The sequence below is a fragment of the Spongiactinospora sp. 9N601 genome (assembly GCF_044326295.1).
Classification (GTDB): Bacteria; Actinomycetota; Actinomycetes; order Streptosporangiales; family Streptosporangiaceae; genus Spongiactinospora; species Spongiactinospora gelatinilytica.
The window spans coordinates 228,681-241,255 of the sequence record NZ_JBIRBB010000011.1 but is presented as its reverse complement, the minus strand read 5'-3'; the positions used below and the strand labels follow the sequence as shown (position 1 = coordinate 241,255).

12 protein-coding genes are annotated in these 12,575 nt (G+C 71.6%); 10 read left to right on the top strand and 2 right to left on the bottom strand.

Features of this window, described 5'->3' with window-relative positions:
- Positions 1-160: 160 nt before the first annotated feature.
- A complete protein-coding gene (locus tag ACH34R_RS26825; protein WP_397564286.1) occupies positions 161-1,195 on the bottom strand; it encodes a polyprenyl synthetase family protein in 1,035 nt (344 codons plus the stop codon).
- A gap of 412 nt (positions 1,196-1,607) precedes the next feature.
- On the opposite strand from ACH34R_RS26825, the gene ACH34R_RS26820 reads away from it, so the two are divergent.
- The 7 genes from ACH34R_RS26820 to ACH34R_RS26790 all read left to right on the top strand — a co-directional run bounded on the left by ACH34R_RS26820 (position 1,608) and on the right by ACH34R_RS26790 (position 9,568).
- Positions 1,608-2,921: a cytochrome P450 gene (locus tag ACH34R_RS26820; protein WP_397564285.1), complete on the top strand. Its 1,314-nt coding sequence runs from the start codon at positions 1,608-1,610 to the stop codon at positions 2,919-2,921.
- Positions 2,918-3,829, top strand: coding sequence for a hypothetical protein (locus ACH34R_RS26815; RefSeq protein WP_397564284.1), 912 nt, complete (start codon positions 2,918-2,920; stop codon positions 3,827-3,829). Before ACH34R_RS26820 ends, ACH34R_RS26815 begins: the two co-directional genes overlap by 4 nt.
- Before the next feature lie 8 nt (positions 3,830-3,837).
- Positions 3,838-5,436: a prenyltransferase/squalene oxidase repeat-containing protein gene (locus ACH34R_RS26810; RefSeq protein WP_397564283.1), complete on the top strand. Its 1,599-nt coding sequence runs from the start codon at positions 3,838-3,840 to the stop codon at positions 5,434-5,436.
- Positions 5,437-5,601: 165 nt separating this feature from the next.
- On the top strand, positions 5,602-8,085 hold the full coding sequence (locus ACH34R_RS26805; RefSeq protein ID WP_397564282.1) for a nitrate- and nitrite sensing domain-containing protein: 2,484 nt from the start codon (positions 5,602-5,604) through the stop codon (positions 8,083-8,085).
- Positions 8,086-8,173: 88 nt separating this feature from the next.
- Positions 8,174-8,602: a roadblock/LC7 domain-containing protein gene (locus ACH34R_RS26800; RefSeq protein WP_111171908.1), complete on the top strand. Its 429-nt coding sequence runs from the start codon at positions 8,174-8,176 to the stop codon at positions 8,600-8,602.
- Positions 8,599-8,985, top strand: a complete 387-nt coding sequence (locus ACH34R_RS26795; protein ID WP_111171909.1) for a DUF742 domain-containing protein — start codon at positions 8,599-8,601, stop codon at positions 8,983-8,985. Before ACH34R_RS26800 ends, ACH34R_RS26795 begins: the two co-directional genes overlap by 4 nt.
- On the top strand, positions 8,966-9,568 hold the full coding sequence (locus tag ACH34R_RS26790; RefSeq protein ID WP_111171910.1) for an ATP/GTP-binding protein: 603 nt from the start codon (positions 8,966-8,968) through the stop codon (positions 9,566-9,568). The genes ACH34R_RS26795 and ACH34R_RS26790 overlap by 20 nt, the downstream gene beginning before the upstream one ends.
- 17 nt (positions 9,569-9,585) lie before the next feature.
- Here ACH34R_RS26790 and ACH34R_RS26785 read toward each other — a convergent pair whose 3' ends face one another.
- The gene (locus ACH34R_RS26785; protein ID WP_397564281.1) at positions 9,586-10,431 is read right to left on the bottom strand and encodes an SDR family oxidoreductase; all 846 of its coding nucleotides are present in this window, start codon (positions 10,429-10,431) and stop codon (positions 9,586-9,588) included.
- 265 nt (positions 10,432-10,696) lie between these two features.
- On the opposite strand from ACH34R_RS26785, the gene ACH34R_RS26780 reads away from it, so the two are divergent.
- The 3 genes from ACH34R_RS26780 (at position 10,697) to ACH34R_RS26770 (ending at position 12,527) form a co-directional block, all read left to right on the top strand.
- On the top strand, positions 10,697-11,572 hold the full coding sequence (locus ACH34R_RS26780; protein ID WP_397564280.1) for a lytic polysaccharide monooxygenase: 876 nt from the start codon (positions 10,697-10,699) through the stop codon (positions 11,570-11,572).
- 82 nt (positions 11,573-11,654) lie between these two features.
- On the top strand, positions 11,655-12,287 hold the full coding sequence (locus ACH34R_RS26775) for a DUF305 domain-containing protein (protein WP_397564279.1): 633 nt from the start codon (positions 11,655-11,657) through the stop codon (positions 12,285-12,287).
- Positions 12,288-12,356: 69 nt separating this feature from the next.
- Positions 12,357-12,527, top strand: coding sequence for a hypothetical protein (locus tag ACH34R_RS26770; protein ID WP_397564278.1), 171 nt, complete (start codon positions 12,357-12,359; stop codon positions 12,525-12,527).
- The last annotated feature ends 48 nt before the right edge of the window (positions 12,528-12,575 follow it).

Sequence of the window (12,575 nt, the reverse complement as noted above, 5' to 3'; positions counted from 1 at the left end):
TGCCGCAATAAGTGATGGATCATAAACCATGACCACATGGGTCCGTACAAAACTTGACGAAGTTCTGTCTGATCTGCGGAAACACTTCTAGCCGGACAAACTGCCGAATTTACTCATAGTGACGGCGATGGGTGAAATGTCCGAAATCCTGTACGCTGCGTTACCTATCGCGACGTACCAGGTACGCGGCGTATGCTCGCAGGTCGGCCGCCACGGAGGGGTTCAGCACCTCGCCCGCGATCCGCAGTGCGGCGCTGACGTGCTCGTCGGCCTGCCGTTCCGCCAGCCTCCTGCCGCCCGCCTGCTCGATCAGGCGCGCCGCGGCGCGCAGCGCTTCCTGACCGCCCTCACGCGGCGCGTCGTCCAGCAGGCCCGCGAGCCGCCGCGCGGGCGCGCCCGGCGCGGTCAGCGCCGCCACGACCGGCAAGGTCTTCTTACGCCGCCGCAGGTCGCTGAGCACCGGCTTGCCCAGCACCTCCTGCTCGCCCCAGATGCCGAGCAGGTCGTCCACGATCTGCAGCGCGATGCCCAGATGCCGGCCCATCGCGGTCAGCCGCTCCACCACGGCGGGCCGCACGCCGCCGAGCACCGCGCCCAGGGCCGCGGCGCACGCGAACAGGGCGCCGGACTTGCTGCCCGCCATCCGGGCGTACTCCTCGACGCTGACCGCCTCCCCGCCGGTCCAGGCGCGCTCCTCGAACAGCACGTCGTCGGCCTGCCCGTGGACGATCTCCATGAGCGCGGCGGACAGGTGGCGGGTGGCCCGCTCGGACCCGGGCGCCATCGCGAGGGTCCGCATCGCCAGCGCCAGCAGGCCGTCCCCCACCAGCAGCGCGGGGCCGACGCCGTACACCTTCCACACCGTCTCGCGGTGCCGCCTGCGCTCGTCGCCGTCGATGATGTCGTCGTGGATCAGCGAGAAGGCGTGCACCAGTTCGACGGCCACCGCCGCGGGGACGGCCGTGGCCGCGGGCACGCCGACGCCCTGCGCGCACAGCACCACGAGCGCGGGCCGCAGCCCCTTCCCGCCCGATCCGGTCCGTCCTTCCGCCTCGCCCGACCAGCCGAAGGCGTAGGAGGCGATCTCCGCCTGCCACGGGTGCAGAGTGCGTACCGCCTCGCGCAGCGCCGGCCGCACCAGGGCCTGGGTTCGGGCGACTGACCCGGGAAAGGCCGGAGAGGCGTCTAGTGCCACGAAGCAACCTCACGTTCGACGTGCGCTCTGCTACCGAAGATCCCCAACGTACCCCGCATATGCGCGCGTGGCCATATAGCTACACACAGTTATCAAAGACCCTAATCCCGATTATTAGCCTCAGAACACCAGCTTGGTAGATCTTGTTTAACTTTGGTAGATCATGTGATACTTCACGCAAACAACCGTGAACTACCAGTCGAGGGTGAGGGTCTGGACGACCCGGCCCCATCCGCCGCCTGCCACCCCCGCCTCCCGAGCACCTCTTCGGCATTTCCACGCACAGGTTCAGTCACAAAGCGCGCCCATATTCGCACGCCACGTAATCGCACCAGGTGAGGGACTCCCGACTATGCCGACCTCTGCCACGCGGCCCGCTCGCCCGGCCCGGACGCTCCCCTTCCATCGCATCGTGCCACGCCTCGTCCGCGACCCGATCGCCGCCCTTGAAGCGATGTCCGCCGAGGCGGCAGGCGAGATAGTGCGGCTGGATCTCGGAACGTTCCGGCCCTATCTGGTCACCCATCCCGACCACGTGCAGCAGGTCTTCCGGGGAAACGCGATGAACTACACACGCGAGGGGGTCTTCTGGCGGCCACTGCACCGGCTGTTCGGCAACGGCGTCCTGTCCGACGGCCCGGCGTGGCACACCAGCAGGAAGGTCCTGCAACCCGTCTTCACCGCGCGCAACGTGGACTCCCTCACCGGGCTCATGGCCACGACGGTGGCCGAGGCGATCGACGAGCTGGTCCCCGCCTCCCCCGCCACGATCGACGCGGGCGACTTCATGGCGCACCTGGTCAACCGGACCGTCATCGCGGCCTTCTTCGACCGCAGGATCACCGACGAGGAGAGCACCCGGCTCATCCCGGCGCACGACAAGATCGCTCTGTCCATCGTCTCGCGGCTGCTGCTGCCGCTGGTGCCGCACCAGGTGCCGCTGCCCGGTGACCGGGCGTTCCACCAGGCGGTGCGGACGTTCGACAGCGTGATGCGCCCGCTCGTCGCCCGGCACCCGGACGCGCCGCCGGAGGGTCACGACATCCTCGCCGTACTGTGCCGGGCGCGGGACGCGAGCGGCGGCGAACTGGGCGACCAGTGGGTTCGCGACAACATGGTCGCGATGTTCGCGGCCGGGACGGAGACCACCTCCGTCGCCCTGACCTGGTTGTGGCCGGTCCTCGCCGAGAACCCGCAGATCGCCGCCCGGCTCCACGAGGAGATCGACGAGGTGGTCGGCGGCGAGCGCGTGACCCCGGACCACCTGCCCGCCCTGCGCTACACACGGATGGTCGTGCAGGAACTGCTGAGGCTGTATCCGGTCGGCTGGCTGCTCCCGCGGATGGTGGTGGCCGACGACGTCATGGACGGGGTGCGCCTGCAGGCCGGGGCGAACGTGCTCATCAGCCCCTATCTCACCCATCGGCTCGGGGAGTTCTGGGAGGACCCGCTGAGGTTCGATCCCGAGCGGTTCGCCGAGGCGCACGCCGGGACCCGGCACCGCTACGCGTACTTCCCCTTCGGCGGCGGCCCGCACCAGTGCCTGGGCACGCACGTCTTCGAGATCGAGGCGCAGCTCATCGTTGCCGGCCTGCTGAGCCGTTTCCGCCCCCGGCTGCGGGAGGGGGATCGGGTGACCCCGCGCGCCGCCGCGTCCCTGCGCACCCGCGGGCGCGTGTGGATGACCCTGCACCGGCGGGACGGCGCCCGGCGGGCGGCCCGGTGAGCGCCCCGGTGGGCGGGCAGGCCGTTGGCGCCCTCCAGGCGGCCCCTCTGGACTCCGCCGAGATCGGGCGGGTGTGCGCGGTCGCCGGGATGCTCCAGCGCGAGATGCGCGCGTGGTCGGAGGAGTACCCCGGCCTGTTCTCCGCCAAGCCGTTCGACGCGGCCCTGTACAGCACGCTGACCCTCGCCTCGGCGTTCAGCGGCCCATGGTCGCAGGCGGCCGACCTGCGCATGGCCAACCGGGCGTGCCTGTGGTGCTTCGCGCTGGACTGGCTGATGGACTACCTGGCCACCGGGCCGGAGGAGGGCCGCGAGACGACGCGGCGCTGCCTGGCCGTCGCGGAGGGGGCGCCGCCCGGCGCGGGCGACGACCTCGCCCGCTTCCTGGCCGGGATCCGGGCGGAACTCACGGGCCTGCCCGCCTTCGCCGCCCTCGATCACGTGTGGCGCGAGGACCTGCGGCACATGCTCGACGCGATGACCTTGGAACTCACCTGGAAGACCGAGGGCGTCGTCCCGGACTTCCCCCAATATCTCGACAATGCCGACAATCTGGGCTTCTCCTTCGTCTTCACCACGCACTGGATCGCCACCACGCCTTCGGCCACGCCCTCACAGGCGGAGATCGAGGCCGTGCGGACGGCGAGCGCCGCCGTGCAGCGGGTCATCCGGCTCCTCAACGACCTGGGCAGCCAGGAGCGGGACACCAGTTGGGGCGACCTCAACGCGCTGATGCTCGGCCGCGACCGGGAGCAGGTGCTGGCCCTTTCCGCCGAGCTGGCCGCCCGGGCCCGGGAACTGCTGGTCCCGGTACGGGCCTGCCGCCCCGACCTGGCGGACTACCTGGAACGCCAGATGGACTTCTGCGCCGGGTTCTACCGGCTCGCCGACTACTGGGGGCGACTTTGACGCCCCGGATGGACCTCGCCGCGGAGGCGGGCAAGCTCGTCACCGAACTCGTCACCCAACCCTGGGGCCGCGTCTCGCCGTCGGTGTACGAGACCAGCCGGCTGGTGACCCTCGCGCCCTGGCTGATCGGGCACGCCGAACGGGTGGACTACCTGCTGGAGGTCCAGCGGGCCGACGGCGGGTGGGGCGGTCCCGGCGGTTACGCGCTCGTGCCGACGCTGGGCGCCACCGAGGCGCTGCTGACCGAGGCCGGGCGGTGGGGCAGCGGCGGCCGTCTGGCCGAGGCGATCGACCGCGGGCTGCGGCTGCTCTTCGCCTGGTCGGCCGCCTCCTATCCGTTCCCGATCCCGGACATGCCCGCGATCGAGCTGATCGTGGCCTCGCTGGTCGAACGTCTCGACCGCCACCTGAGCGGGCTGGGCGGCGGTCCGGAAGCGCCCCTGGCGCGCTGGCGGGGAGCGAGCCTGGCCCCGCCCGCGCGGGCGAGCCTGGCCCGGCTCGCCCGCTTCCGCGATTCGCTGGCCGGGCGGCCCGCGCTGCCGGAGAAACTGCTGCACGCGCTGGAGGTGGCGGGCGAGGCGGCGGGCGGCCTCGGCGTGCGGCCCACGTCGATCGGGTCGGTCGGGGCCTCTCCGGCGGCGACGGCCGCCTGGCTGTCGGCGCAGCCCGTCATCGAGCCCAGCGACACCGCCCGGCGGCACCTGGAGTCGGTCGTGCGCAGGCACGGAGGGCCGGTGCCCTGCGGGATGCCGGTGACCGTCTTCGAGCGGGGATGGGTGCTGAGTTCCCTGGTCCGGGCGGGGATCAGGCCACAGATCCCGGAGGAGGTGCTGTGGAGCCTGGGCGCGGCCAGCGGGCACGCCGGCACCGCCGCGGGACCGGGACTGCCCGCCGACGCCGACACCACGGCCGTCGCGCTCTACTCGCTGTCCCTGCTCGGCATGTCCTATGAACCGGCGGGTCTTTGGGCCTACGAGACGGACACGCATTTCTGTACCTGGCAGGGCGAGGAGGGAGATTCGCCCACCGTTAACGCGCATGTCCTTGACGCGTTCGGCACGTACGTCACAGGCAGGGCGGAACCGCACGGCCGATACCGGGCCGCGATCGAGAAAGTGTCGAACTGGCTGCGCGAACAGCAGAGTCCGGAAGGGGCCTGGTCCGACCGGTGGCATGCCTCGCCCTACTATGCGACGGCCTGTTGCGCCCTGGCCCTGGCCGGGTTCGGCGGGGCGCGGTCGGCCGGGGCGGTACGGCGTGCGACGGACTGGGTCATGGCGACCCAGCGGCCCGACGGCTCGTGGGGCAGGTGGTCGGGGACGGTGGAGGAGACCGCCTACGCCGTTCTGACCCTGGCCATGACCGGTCCGGTGCCGGACGCCCGCGGCTCCGTGGCCGCCGCGCGCGGGCGGGAGTACATCCGGGCGCGGCTGGACTCGCCGGACGACACTCCGCTGTGGCACGACAAGGACCTGTACGCGCCGCCCGCGATCATACGCGCGGCGGCGCTGGCCGCCCTCCATGCTCCGGGCGCAACTCACCGTCAAACCCCCAGTAAAGGGACTTACCACCCAAGGTTTCTGCAAAACGACATAAATGGACATTAGCCGCCATCTGCAATGTTGACTTGAGTAGCTTTAGCGTGATTGCTAAGGTTCCTGAGGCCGGTGTCGGCTGCCTGCCGTGTGCTCGTTCGACCGGTCCTTCGGTGATTTCGCATCACCGTGATCTGAGCTGCGGGTTTCCGCCCGTCCTCCGCAGAATGGCTACGTATGCGTTTGCGCAAAACCCGGTTGGGCACCAAGGTCGTCGCCCTGTTGGTCTCCCTCTCCGCACTGTGGGCCTTCGCCGCCTGGGTGACCATGCGCGACGGCCTGAACCTGCTGTGGGTGACGCGGCTCGACCAGGCCATCGCCGCGCCCAGCGAGCCCTTGCTCGCCGAGTTGCAACGCGAGCGGCGGCTCACGCTCGTCCGGCTGGGCGCGCCCGGCGCTCGCCAGCGCGAGGCGCTGACCATCCAGCAGGCCCGCACCGACGCGGCGATCGCCGCGTTCGAGACGGAGGCCCGGAGCACGACCGTCCGCTGGGCGGCCAGCGACACGCTGCTCGCCCGGCTCGACGAGGCGTTCCGCAGGCTGGAGTCGCTGAAGAAGTCGCGCAAGACGGCCCGCGACGGGATGACCGACCAGAACACCGCCGCGGGGATGTACTCAGAGGTCATCGACTCGCTGTTTCGCATGTACGACGCCATGGCGACGCTCGACGACGAGGGCTTCGCGAAGAAGACCTGGGCGATCATCAACCTCAACCGGGCGCGTGAACTGCTGGCCCGCGAGGACGCGATGCTCGGGGGCATGCTCGCCGGAGGCCGCATCGACCCCGACCGGCGCGACGCCCTCGTCCAGCTCGTCGGGGCCCGGCGGCACCTGATGGGCAACTCCCTCACCGAGGTGCGCGAGGTGGACCCGGTCGCCTTCGACAGCCTCAGCGACAGTGGGGCGCTCGTCCGCCTCCAGACGGTGGAGGACGTCGTCATCGCCAACAACGGCGCCCGGCCGTTCCCGGTCAGCGGAGACCAGTGGCGCTCGGCCACGACTCCGGCGCTGGCCGAGCTGGAGCAGACGGTCAACGCCGCGGGCGACCGGATCGTCGAGCAGGCCACGCCGATCGCGACCGGAGTCATCATCCGCCTGGCCCTGGCCGGCGGCCTCGGCCTGCTCGCGGTCATCGCGTCGATCGTGCTGTCCATCACCACCGCCCGCGACCTCGTGCGCCAGCTCGACCGGTTGCGGACCTCGGCCACCGAACTCGCCAGGGAGCGGCTGCCCGGAGTGGTGGAACGGCTCGGCCACGGCGAGAAGGTGGACGTCGCCACCGAGGCGCCGCCGCTGCGGTTCGGCGACGACCAGATCGGCCAGGTCGGCCAGGCGTTCAACGAGGTGCAGGAGACCGCGATCCGCGTCGCCGTCGAGCAGGCGGAGCTGCGCCGCAGCATCAGGGAGATCCTGCTGAGCCTGGCCAGGCGCACCCAGTCGCTGGTACACCGCCAGCTCGCGCTGCTGGACACCATGGAGCGCCGGGAGAGCGACCCATCGGACCTGAAGGACCTGTTCCGGGTCGACCACCTCGCCACCCGCATGCGCCGCAACGCGGAGAACCTGATCGTGCTGTCCGGCTCGTCGCCCGCCCGGTCCTGGCGGCGGCCGGTCCCGATGATCGACGTGGTGCGCGGCGCGCTGGCCGAGGTGGAGGACTACACGCGGGTGAGCGTCCCGCCGATGGGCGAGGTCGCGCTGGTCGGCCGGGCCGTCGGTGACGTCATCCACCTGCTCGCCGAGCTGATCGAGAACGCCGTCTCCTACTCCCCGCCCTACACCACCGCGGAGGTCCACGGTCAGATCGTGGCCAACGGCTACGTGATCGAGATCGAGGACCGCGGCCTCGGCATGAGCGCCGCCGACCTCGCCGCGGCCAACGACCGGATCGTCGACCCGCCCGAGTTCGACCTCAGGGACACCTCCCGGCTCGGCCTGTTCGTGGTCAGCCGGCTCGCCGAACGGCACGGCATCAAGGTGTCGCTGAAGGGCTCCCCCTACGGCGGCACCACCGCGGTCATCCTGCTTCCGCCGGACATCGTGCTGGCCGAAGAGGACGGCCCCGCCAGGCGGGAGATCGAATCCGGGCCGATGCCGGCCATCACCGCCGAGCCGTGGGGCGGTGATCCGGAGATCGCACGCAGGACCGCGGCCGTATTGGGAGAGACAAGCAGCATGTCGGAGTCATCGGCGAAGCCCGCCCTGACGGCGACCACCGGTGGCGGCACCCTGCCCGAGCCGGGCACGAACGGCCTCCCCCCTCTTCCGCGCAGGAACGGCGCGCTCGCCGTACCGGACGTGAACGGCCGGCCGGCGAGCCGGCGGGCGCTGCCCCAGGATGACCCGCCCACGCGCGGTTACGATCCGCTCGCCGCGGGCCCGGTGCGGGAGGAGCTCCCCGACGAGGCCGGCTTCACCCCCGGCGGCCTGCCGTTCCGGGTGCCGCAGGCGAGCCTGGCCCCGGCGCTGCGCGCCGAGCAGCCGGCCCCCGAGCCCGCCGAGGAGCCGGAGGAGGACCTGCGCTCGCCCGAGGAGATCCGCCGCATCATGGGCTCCTACCAGGCGGGCACCATGCGCGGCCGGATGGCCGCCGAACAGGCCCACGTGGAGGATCCCGGCCGCGCCCCCCGGCACGGACGCGACCCCGGCGATCCCCGCTGACCCGCCCCCTGAACCCAGCCCCTCATCCCCGAACCCCACCGGCCGCGGCACCCGCGGAACGCACGAGCCAGCAGAAAGAGGACGACGAGTGTCCCAGAAGACCGCTTCACCCGCCGACCTGGCCTGGTTGCTCGACGATCTGGTGGATCGGACCAGAGAGGCCAGACACGGAATCGTGCTGTCCAACGACGGCCTGCTGATGGCCTGCTCACGCGACCTGGGCCAGGTCGACGCCGAGCACCTGTCCGCGGTGGCCGCCGGGATCCAGAGCCTGGCCAAGGGGGTCGCCGAGCGGTTCGGCGGCGGGTCGGTGCGGCAGACCATCATCGAGATGCGCCAGGCGTACCTGCTGGTCACCGTGGCCGGGCAGGGCACCTGCCTGGCCGTGCTGTGCGGCCAGGACGCCGACGTGGGCGTGGTCGCCTACGAGATGGCGATGATGGTGACCCGCGTCGGGCAGTACCTCGTCTCCCCCGCGCGCAACGGCGACGCCGCCAGGGGTGACGCTTCACGATGAACTTCAACGACGAGCTGCCGGAGGAGTCCTGGCTGGACGACCAGGCGGGGCCGATCGTCCGCCCGTACGTGATGACGCGGGGACGCACCGAGCCGATCAGGGGCGACTTCGACCTGATCTCGCTGATCGCCTCGATCCGGCCGGTCGGGGCCAAGGAGGTCGGCCTCAACCCCGAGCATCTGGCCATCGTGCGGCTCTGCCAGGAACCGCTCTCGGTGGCGGAGGTGGCGGCGCACCTGGACCTGCCCGCGGGCACCATCAGGGTGCTGCTCGGCGACCTGCTGGACCGGGGCTACGTCACGGTGCAGGACCCACAACCCGAGGTCGACATGCGCGACCGGAGAATGTACGAGGCGGTGCTGGATGGACTACGAGCGCTCTGATCGCGGCCGATCCGCCAAGAAGCTCCCGACCGCGATCAAACTGCTGGTCGCCGGGGGCTTCGGGGTCGGCAAGACGACGCTTGTCAGTGCGGTGTCGGAGATCAGGCCGCTGCGGACCGAGGAGCTGCTGACCGACCGGAGCCTCGGCATCGACGACGTGGCGGGGGTGGAGGCCAAGAACACCACCACGGTCGCCATGGACTTCGGCCGGATCAGCGTCGGCGAGGACTACGTGCTCTACCTCTTCGGCACGCCGGGCCAGGAGCGGTTCTGGTTCATGTGGGACGAGCTGTCGGCGGGCGCGCTGGGCGCGGTCATCCTGGCCGACACCAGGCGGCTGGCCGACTGCTTCCCCGCCGTGGACTACTTCGAGCGGCGGGGCACGCCGTTCATCGTGGCGGTCAACTGCTTCGACGGCGCGCGGCAGTACGAGGTGGACGAGGTCAGGCTGGCCCTGGGGCTGCCGGCCCCGCTGCCGATCCTGCTGTGCGACGCGCGCCGCCGCGAGTCGGGCAAGGAAGTGCTGATCACGCTGGTCAAGCACGCCATGGAGGTCAACGGCAAGCGCCCCGCCTCGGTGTGAGCCGCGCTCGGCGCGGGCTAACCCCGGTGCGCGGCGAGGTGGTCGGCCAGCGAGATCGGCGGGTGCCCGGTGAGCGTGGCCACCGCGTCGGTGACCAGGTCGAGCTCGCCTTCGGCGATGGCCGAGTAGGAGGTCACCCAGCCGTCCACCTCCCACTGGGGGGCGCCGTAGCCCGCCCGCGAGGCGTACGCCTCCTCCAGGGTCTCGGCCTGGTAGGTGACCTTCCTGCCGGTGACGCGGGTGATCTCGGCGGCCACCTCGCCCATGGTCAGCGCCTGCGGGCCGGTGAGGTCGTAGGTCTCGCCGTCGTGCCCCTCGCCGAGCAGCACCGCCACCGCCGCGTCGGCGATGTCGTCCCTGGCCACCACGCCCGCCCGGCCCTGGCCGGCCGGTCCGCGGATCACGCCGTCCTCACCGGCGAACGCGGGCAGCACGTCCAGGTAGAGGTTGTCGCGCAGGAACGTGAAGCCGACGCCGGTCTCGCGGATGTGGCCCTCGGTGTGCCAGTGGTCGCGGGCGAAGGTGAACGTGGCGTCGGGGGCGGCTCCGGTGAACGAGGTGTAGACGATCCGTGTCACACCCGCCGCCACGGCGGCGTCCACCGCGGCCACGTGCTGCTCGCGCCGGTCGGCGGCCTCGGTCGCCGAGACCAGCAGCAGCGTGCCCACCCCGTCCAGCGCCGTGCGCAGCGCCGCCGGGTCCTGGTAGGAGGCGACGGCCACCTCGGCGCCCGGCAGCGAAGGGGCCCGCGCCGGGTCCCTGACCACCAGCCGCGTGGATTCGCCGCGCTCGGCCAGTCTCCTGGCGATCCTCCCGCCGAGCTGTCCGCTCGCGCCCGTCACCCCGACAACTCCGGTAGCCATGGCACCAGTCTGCCGTCTTTCCACCGTCCTGTCCCGTACCTCGGGCCGATCGGCCGTTCCCGGGAGTCGGCGTGGTGGCGCGATGTCCTGATTGTCCGGTTGGACACCCGGATGGGCGGCTCTGCGCCCCGCGATCGGACGACGACCGCCGCCAACCCCGCCGAACCGCTTGCGCTAGGGCGGGCCGCTGTGTTTAGTTTAATTCTTAGTAAGGTTTCCTTTTAATAACCTGCGCTCCACACCCCCCATTCACGCAGGAGCTCCATTGCACGTCCGTCTGAAGACCGCGCTGGCGACCACCGTCCCCCTGGTGGCCGTCGCCGTCGCGCTGCCGGCGACCCCGGCCGCCGCGCACGGCTCGATGTCCAATCCTCCCAGCCGCGCCTACGTGTGCAAGACCGAGGGCCCGGAGACCCCCAAGTCGGACGCGTGCAAGGCCGCCCGCGCCGCGGGCGGCACCCAGGCGTTCTATGACTGGCACGAGGTCTCCCTGCTCACCGCCGGCGGCAGGCACCGCGAGCTGATCCCGGACGGGAAGCTGTGCAGTGCGGGGCGGGAGAAGTACCGTGGGCTCGACCTGAACCGCGCCGACTGGCCGGCCACCCGCGTCTCCCCCGGCCCGCTGACGATCACCTACCACGCGACCGCGCCGCACGCCAACAGCAACTTCGAGTTCTACATCACCCGTGAGGGCTGGAACCCGACGATGCCGCTGCGGTGGTCCGACCTGGTGCCCATCAAGAACTTCAACAACCAGAACCCGACCACCTTCACCAACTGGACGATCAACCTCCCGCAGCGCACCGGCCGCCACCTGGTCTACTCGATCTGGCAGCGCGTCCTCGGCAGCCAGGAGGCGTTCTACACCTGCTCGGACGTCGACTTCGGCGGTGGCGCGCAGCCCACTCCCACGCCGACCCCGACGCCCACCCCGACCCCGACTCCGACGCCCACCCCGACGAGCACGCCCACCCCCACGCCGACGGTCACCGACCCGGGCGGCTCATGGGCGGCGGGCACGGCCTACCGGTCGGGCGACCGCGTCACCTATGGCGGGCTCACCTACCAGTGCCGCCTGGCGCACACCGCCCTCGTGGGCTGGGAACCGCCGAACGCCGCCACCCTCTGGCAGCGCCTCTGACCCGTCCGGGCGGGCGGATCCCCTCCCCGCCCGCCCGGACGCTCCGACCGGGACCCACCGCCCCCACCCCCCGGGAGCCTGTATGAAGCGCCTGGTCACGGCGCTGAGCGCCGCCACTACACTGCTGCTCGCCGGGTGTGCGGGCGGCGCGGTGGCCGGTTCGCCCGCGCAGCCCACCGCGCCCACGTCCGGCGCGGAGGCCACCGGCCCGGTCAACGCCGCCGACGTGATGTTCCTGCAGATGATGATCCCGCATCACCGGCAGAGCATCGAGATCGCCAGACTGGCCGGCAAGCAGGCCGCCGACCCGGCGGTCAAGACCATGGCCGAGGCCATCGCGGTCACCCAGGCGGCCGAGGTCTTCGCCATGAGCGAGCGCCTGTACGGCTGGAACCAGCCGCTCACCGTGGGCAAGGACGCCCACGCCGCACACGGCGGAATGCCGGAGATCGCCAAGAAGGCGATCGCCAAGCTGCGCAAGGCGCCCCCCGGCGAGTTCGACCGGGACTTCCTGCAGATGCTGATCGCCCACCACGACGACGGCGTGCAGATGTCCAACACCGAGGTCTCGACCGGGGCCAACCCCGCGACGGTCGAGCAGGCCCGCAAGCTCAGCCAGGGGCTGTCCGCGCAGATCGACCATATGCTCGACCTGCTCACCAGGATCGACCCCGTGGCCGGCCGGACGGCGAGCCCGTCCACCAGCCCGGTGTGAGACGGCCGGGCCCTCGTCCGGCGGACCCCCCACAGCCGGCCGGGCTCGCGCATCCGCTTCTGGAAGCCGGTGGCCGGGCCGCTGGGCGGACCGGAGCCGATCGACCGGGAGCGGTTCGCCGCCGCGCCAGGCCCGGTCGTGGACGCCGTCTTCGGCCTGATCGGCCTGGACGGTGACGGCCGGGTGCCCAGGGCGAAGTACGCGGAGTACATCGTGGCGCTCACGTCGTTCGGGATCTAGGCGGCGGGGGCGGAGCGGACGTTCGATCGCCACGGCGACGGCGACGGG

Coding starts and splice junctions, on each gene's coding strand:
- ACH34R_RS26810 (WP_397564283.1), top strand. CDS start 3,838: ATGGACCTCGCCGCGGAGGCGGGCAAGCTCGTCACCGAACTCGTCACC.
- ACH34R_RS26805 (WP_397564282.1), top strand. CDS start 5,602: ATGCGTTTGCGCAAAACCCGGTTGGGCACCAAGGTCGTCGCCCTGTTG.
- ACH34R_RS26795 (WP_111171909.1), top strand. CDS start 8,599: ATGAACTTCAACGACGAGCTGCCGGAGGAGTCCTGGCTGGACGACCAG.
- ACH34R_RS26790 (WP_111171910.1), top strand. CDS start 8,966: ATGGACTACGAGCGCTCTGATCGCGGCCGATCCGCCAAGAAGCTCCCG.
- ACH34R_RS26785 (WP_397564281.1), bottom strand. CDS start 10,431: ATGGCTACCGGAGTTGTCGGGGTGACGGGCGCGAGCGGACAGCTCGGC.
- ACH34R_RS26775 (WP_397564279.1), top strand. CDS start 11,655: ATGAAGCGCCTGGTCACGGCGCTGAGCGCCGCCACTACACTGCTGCTC.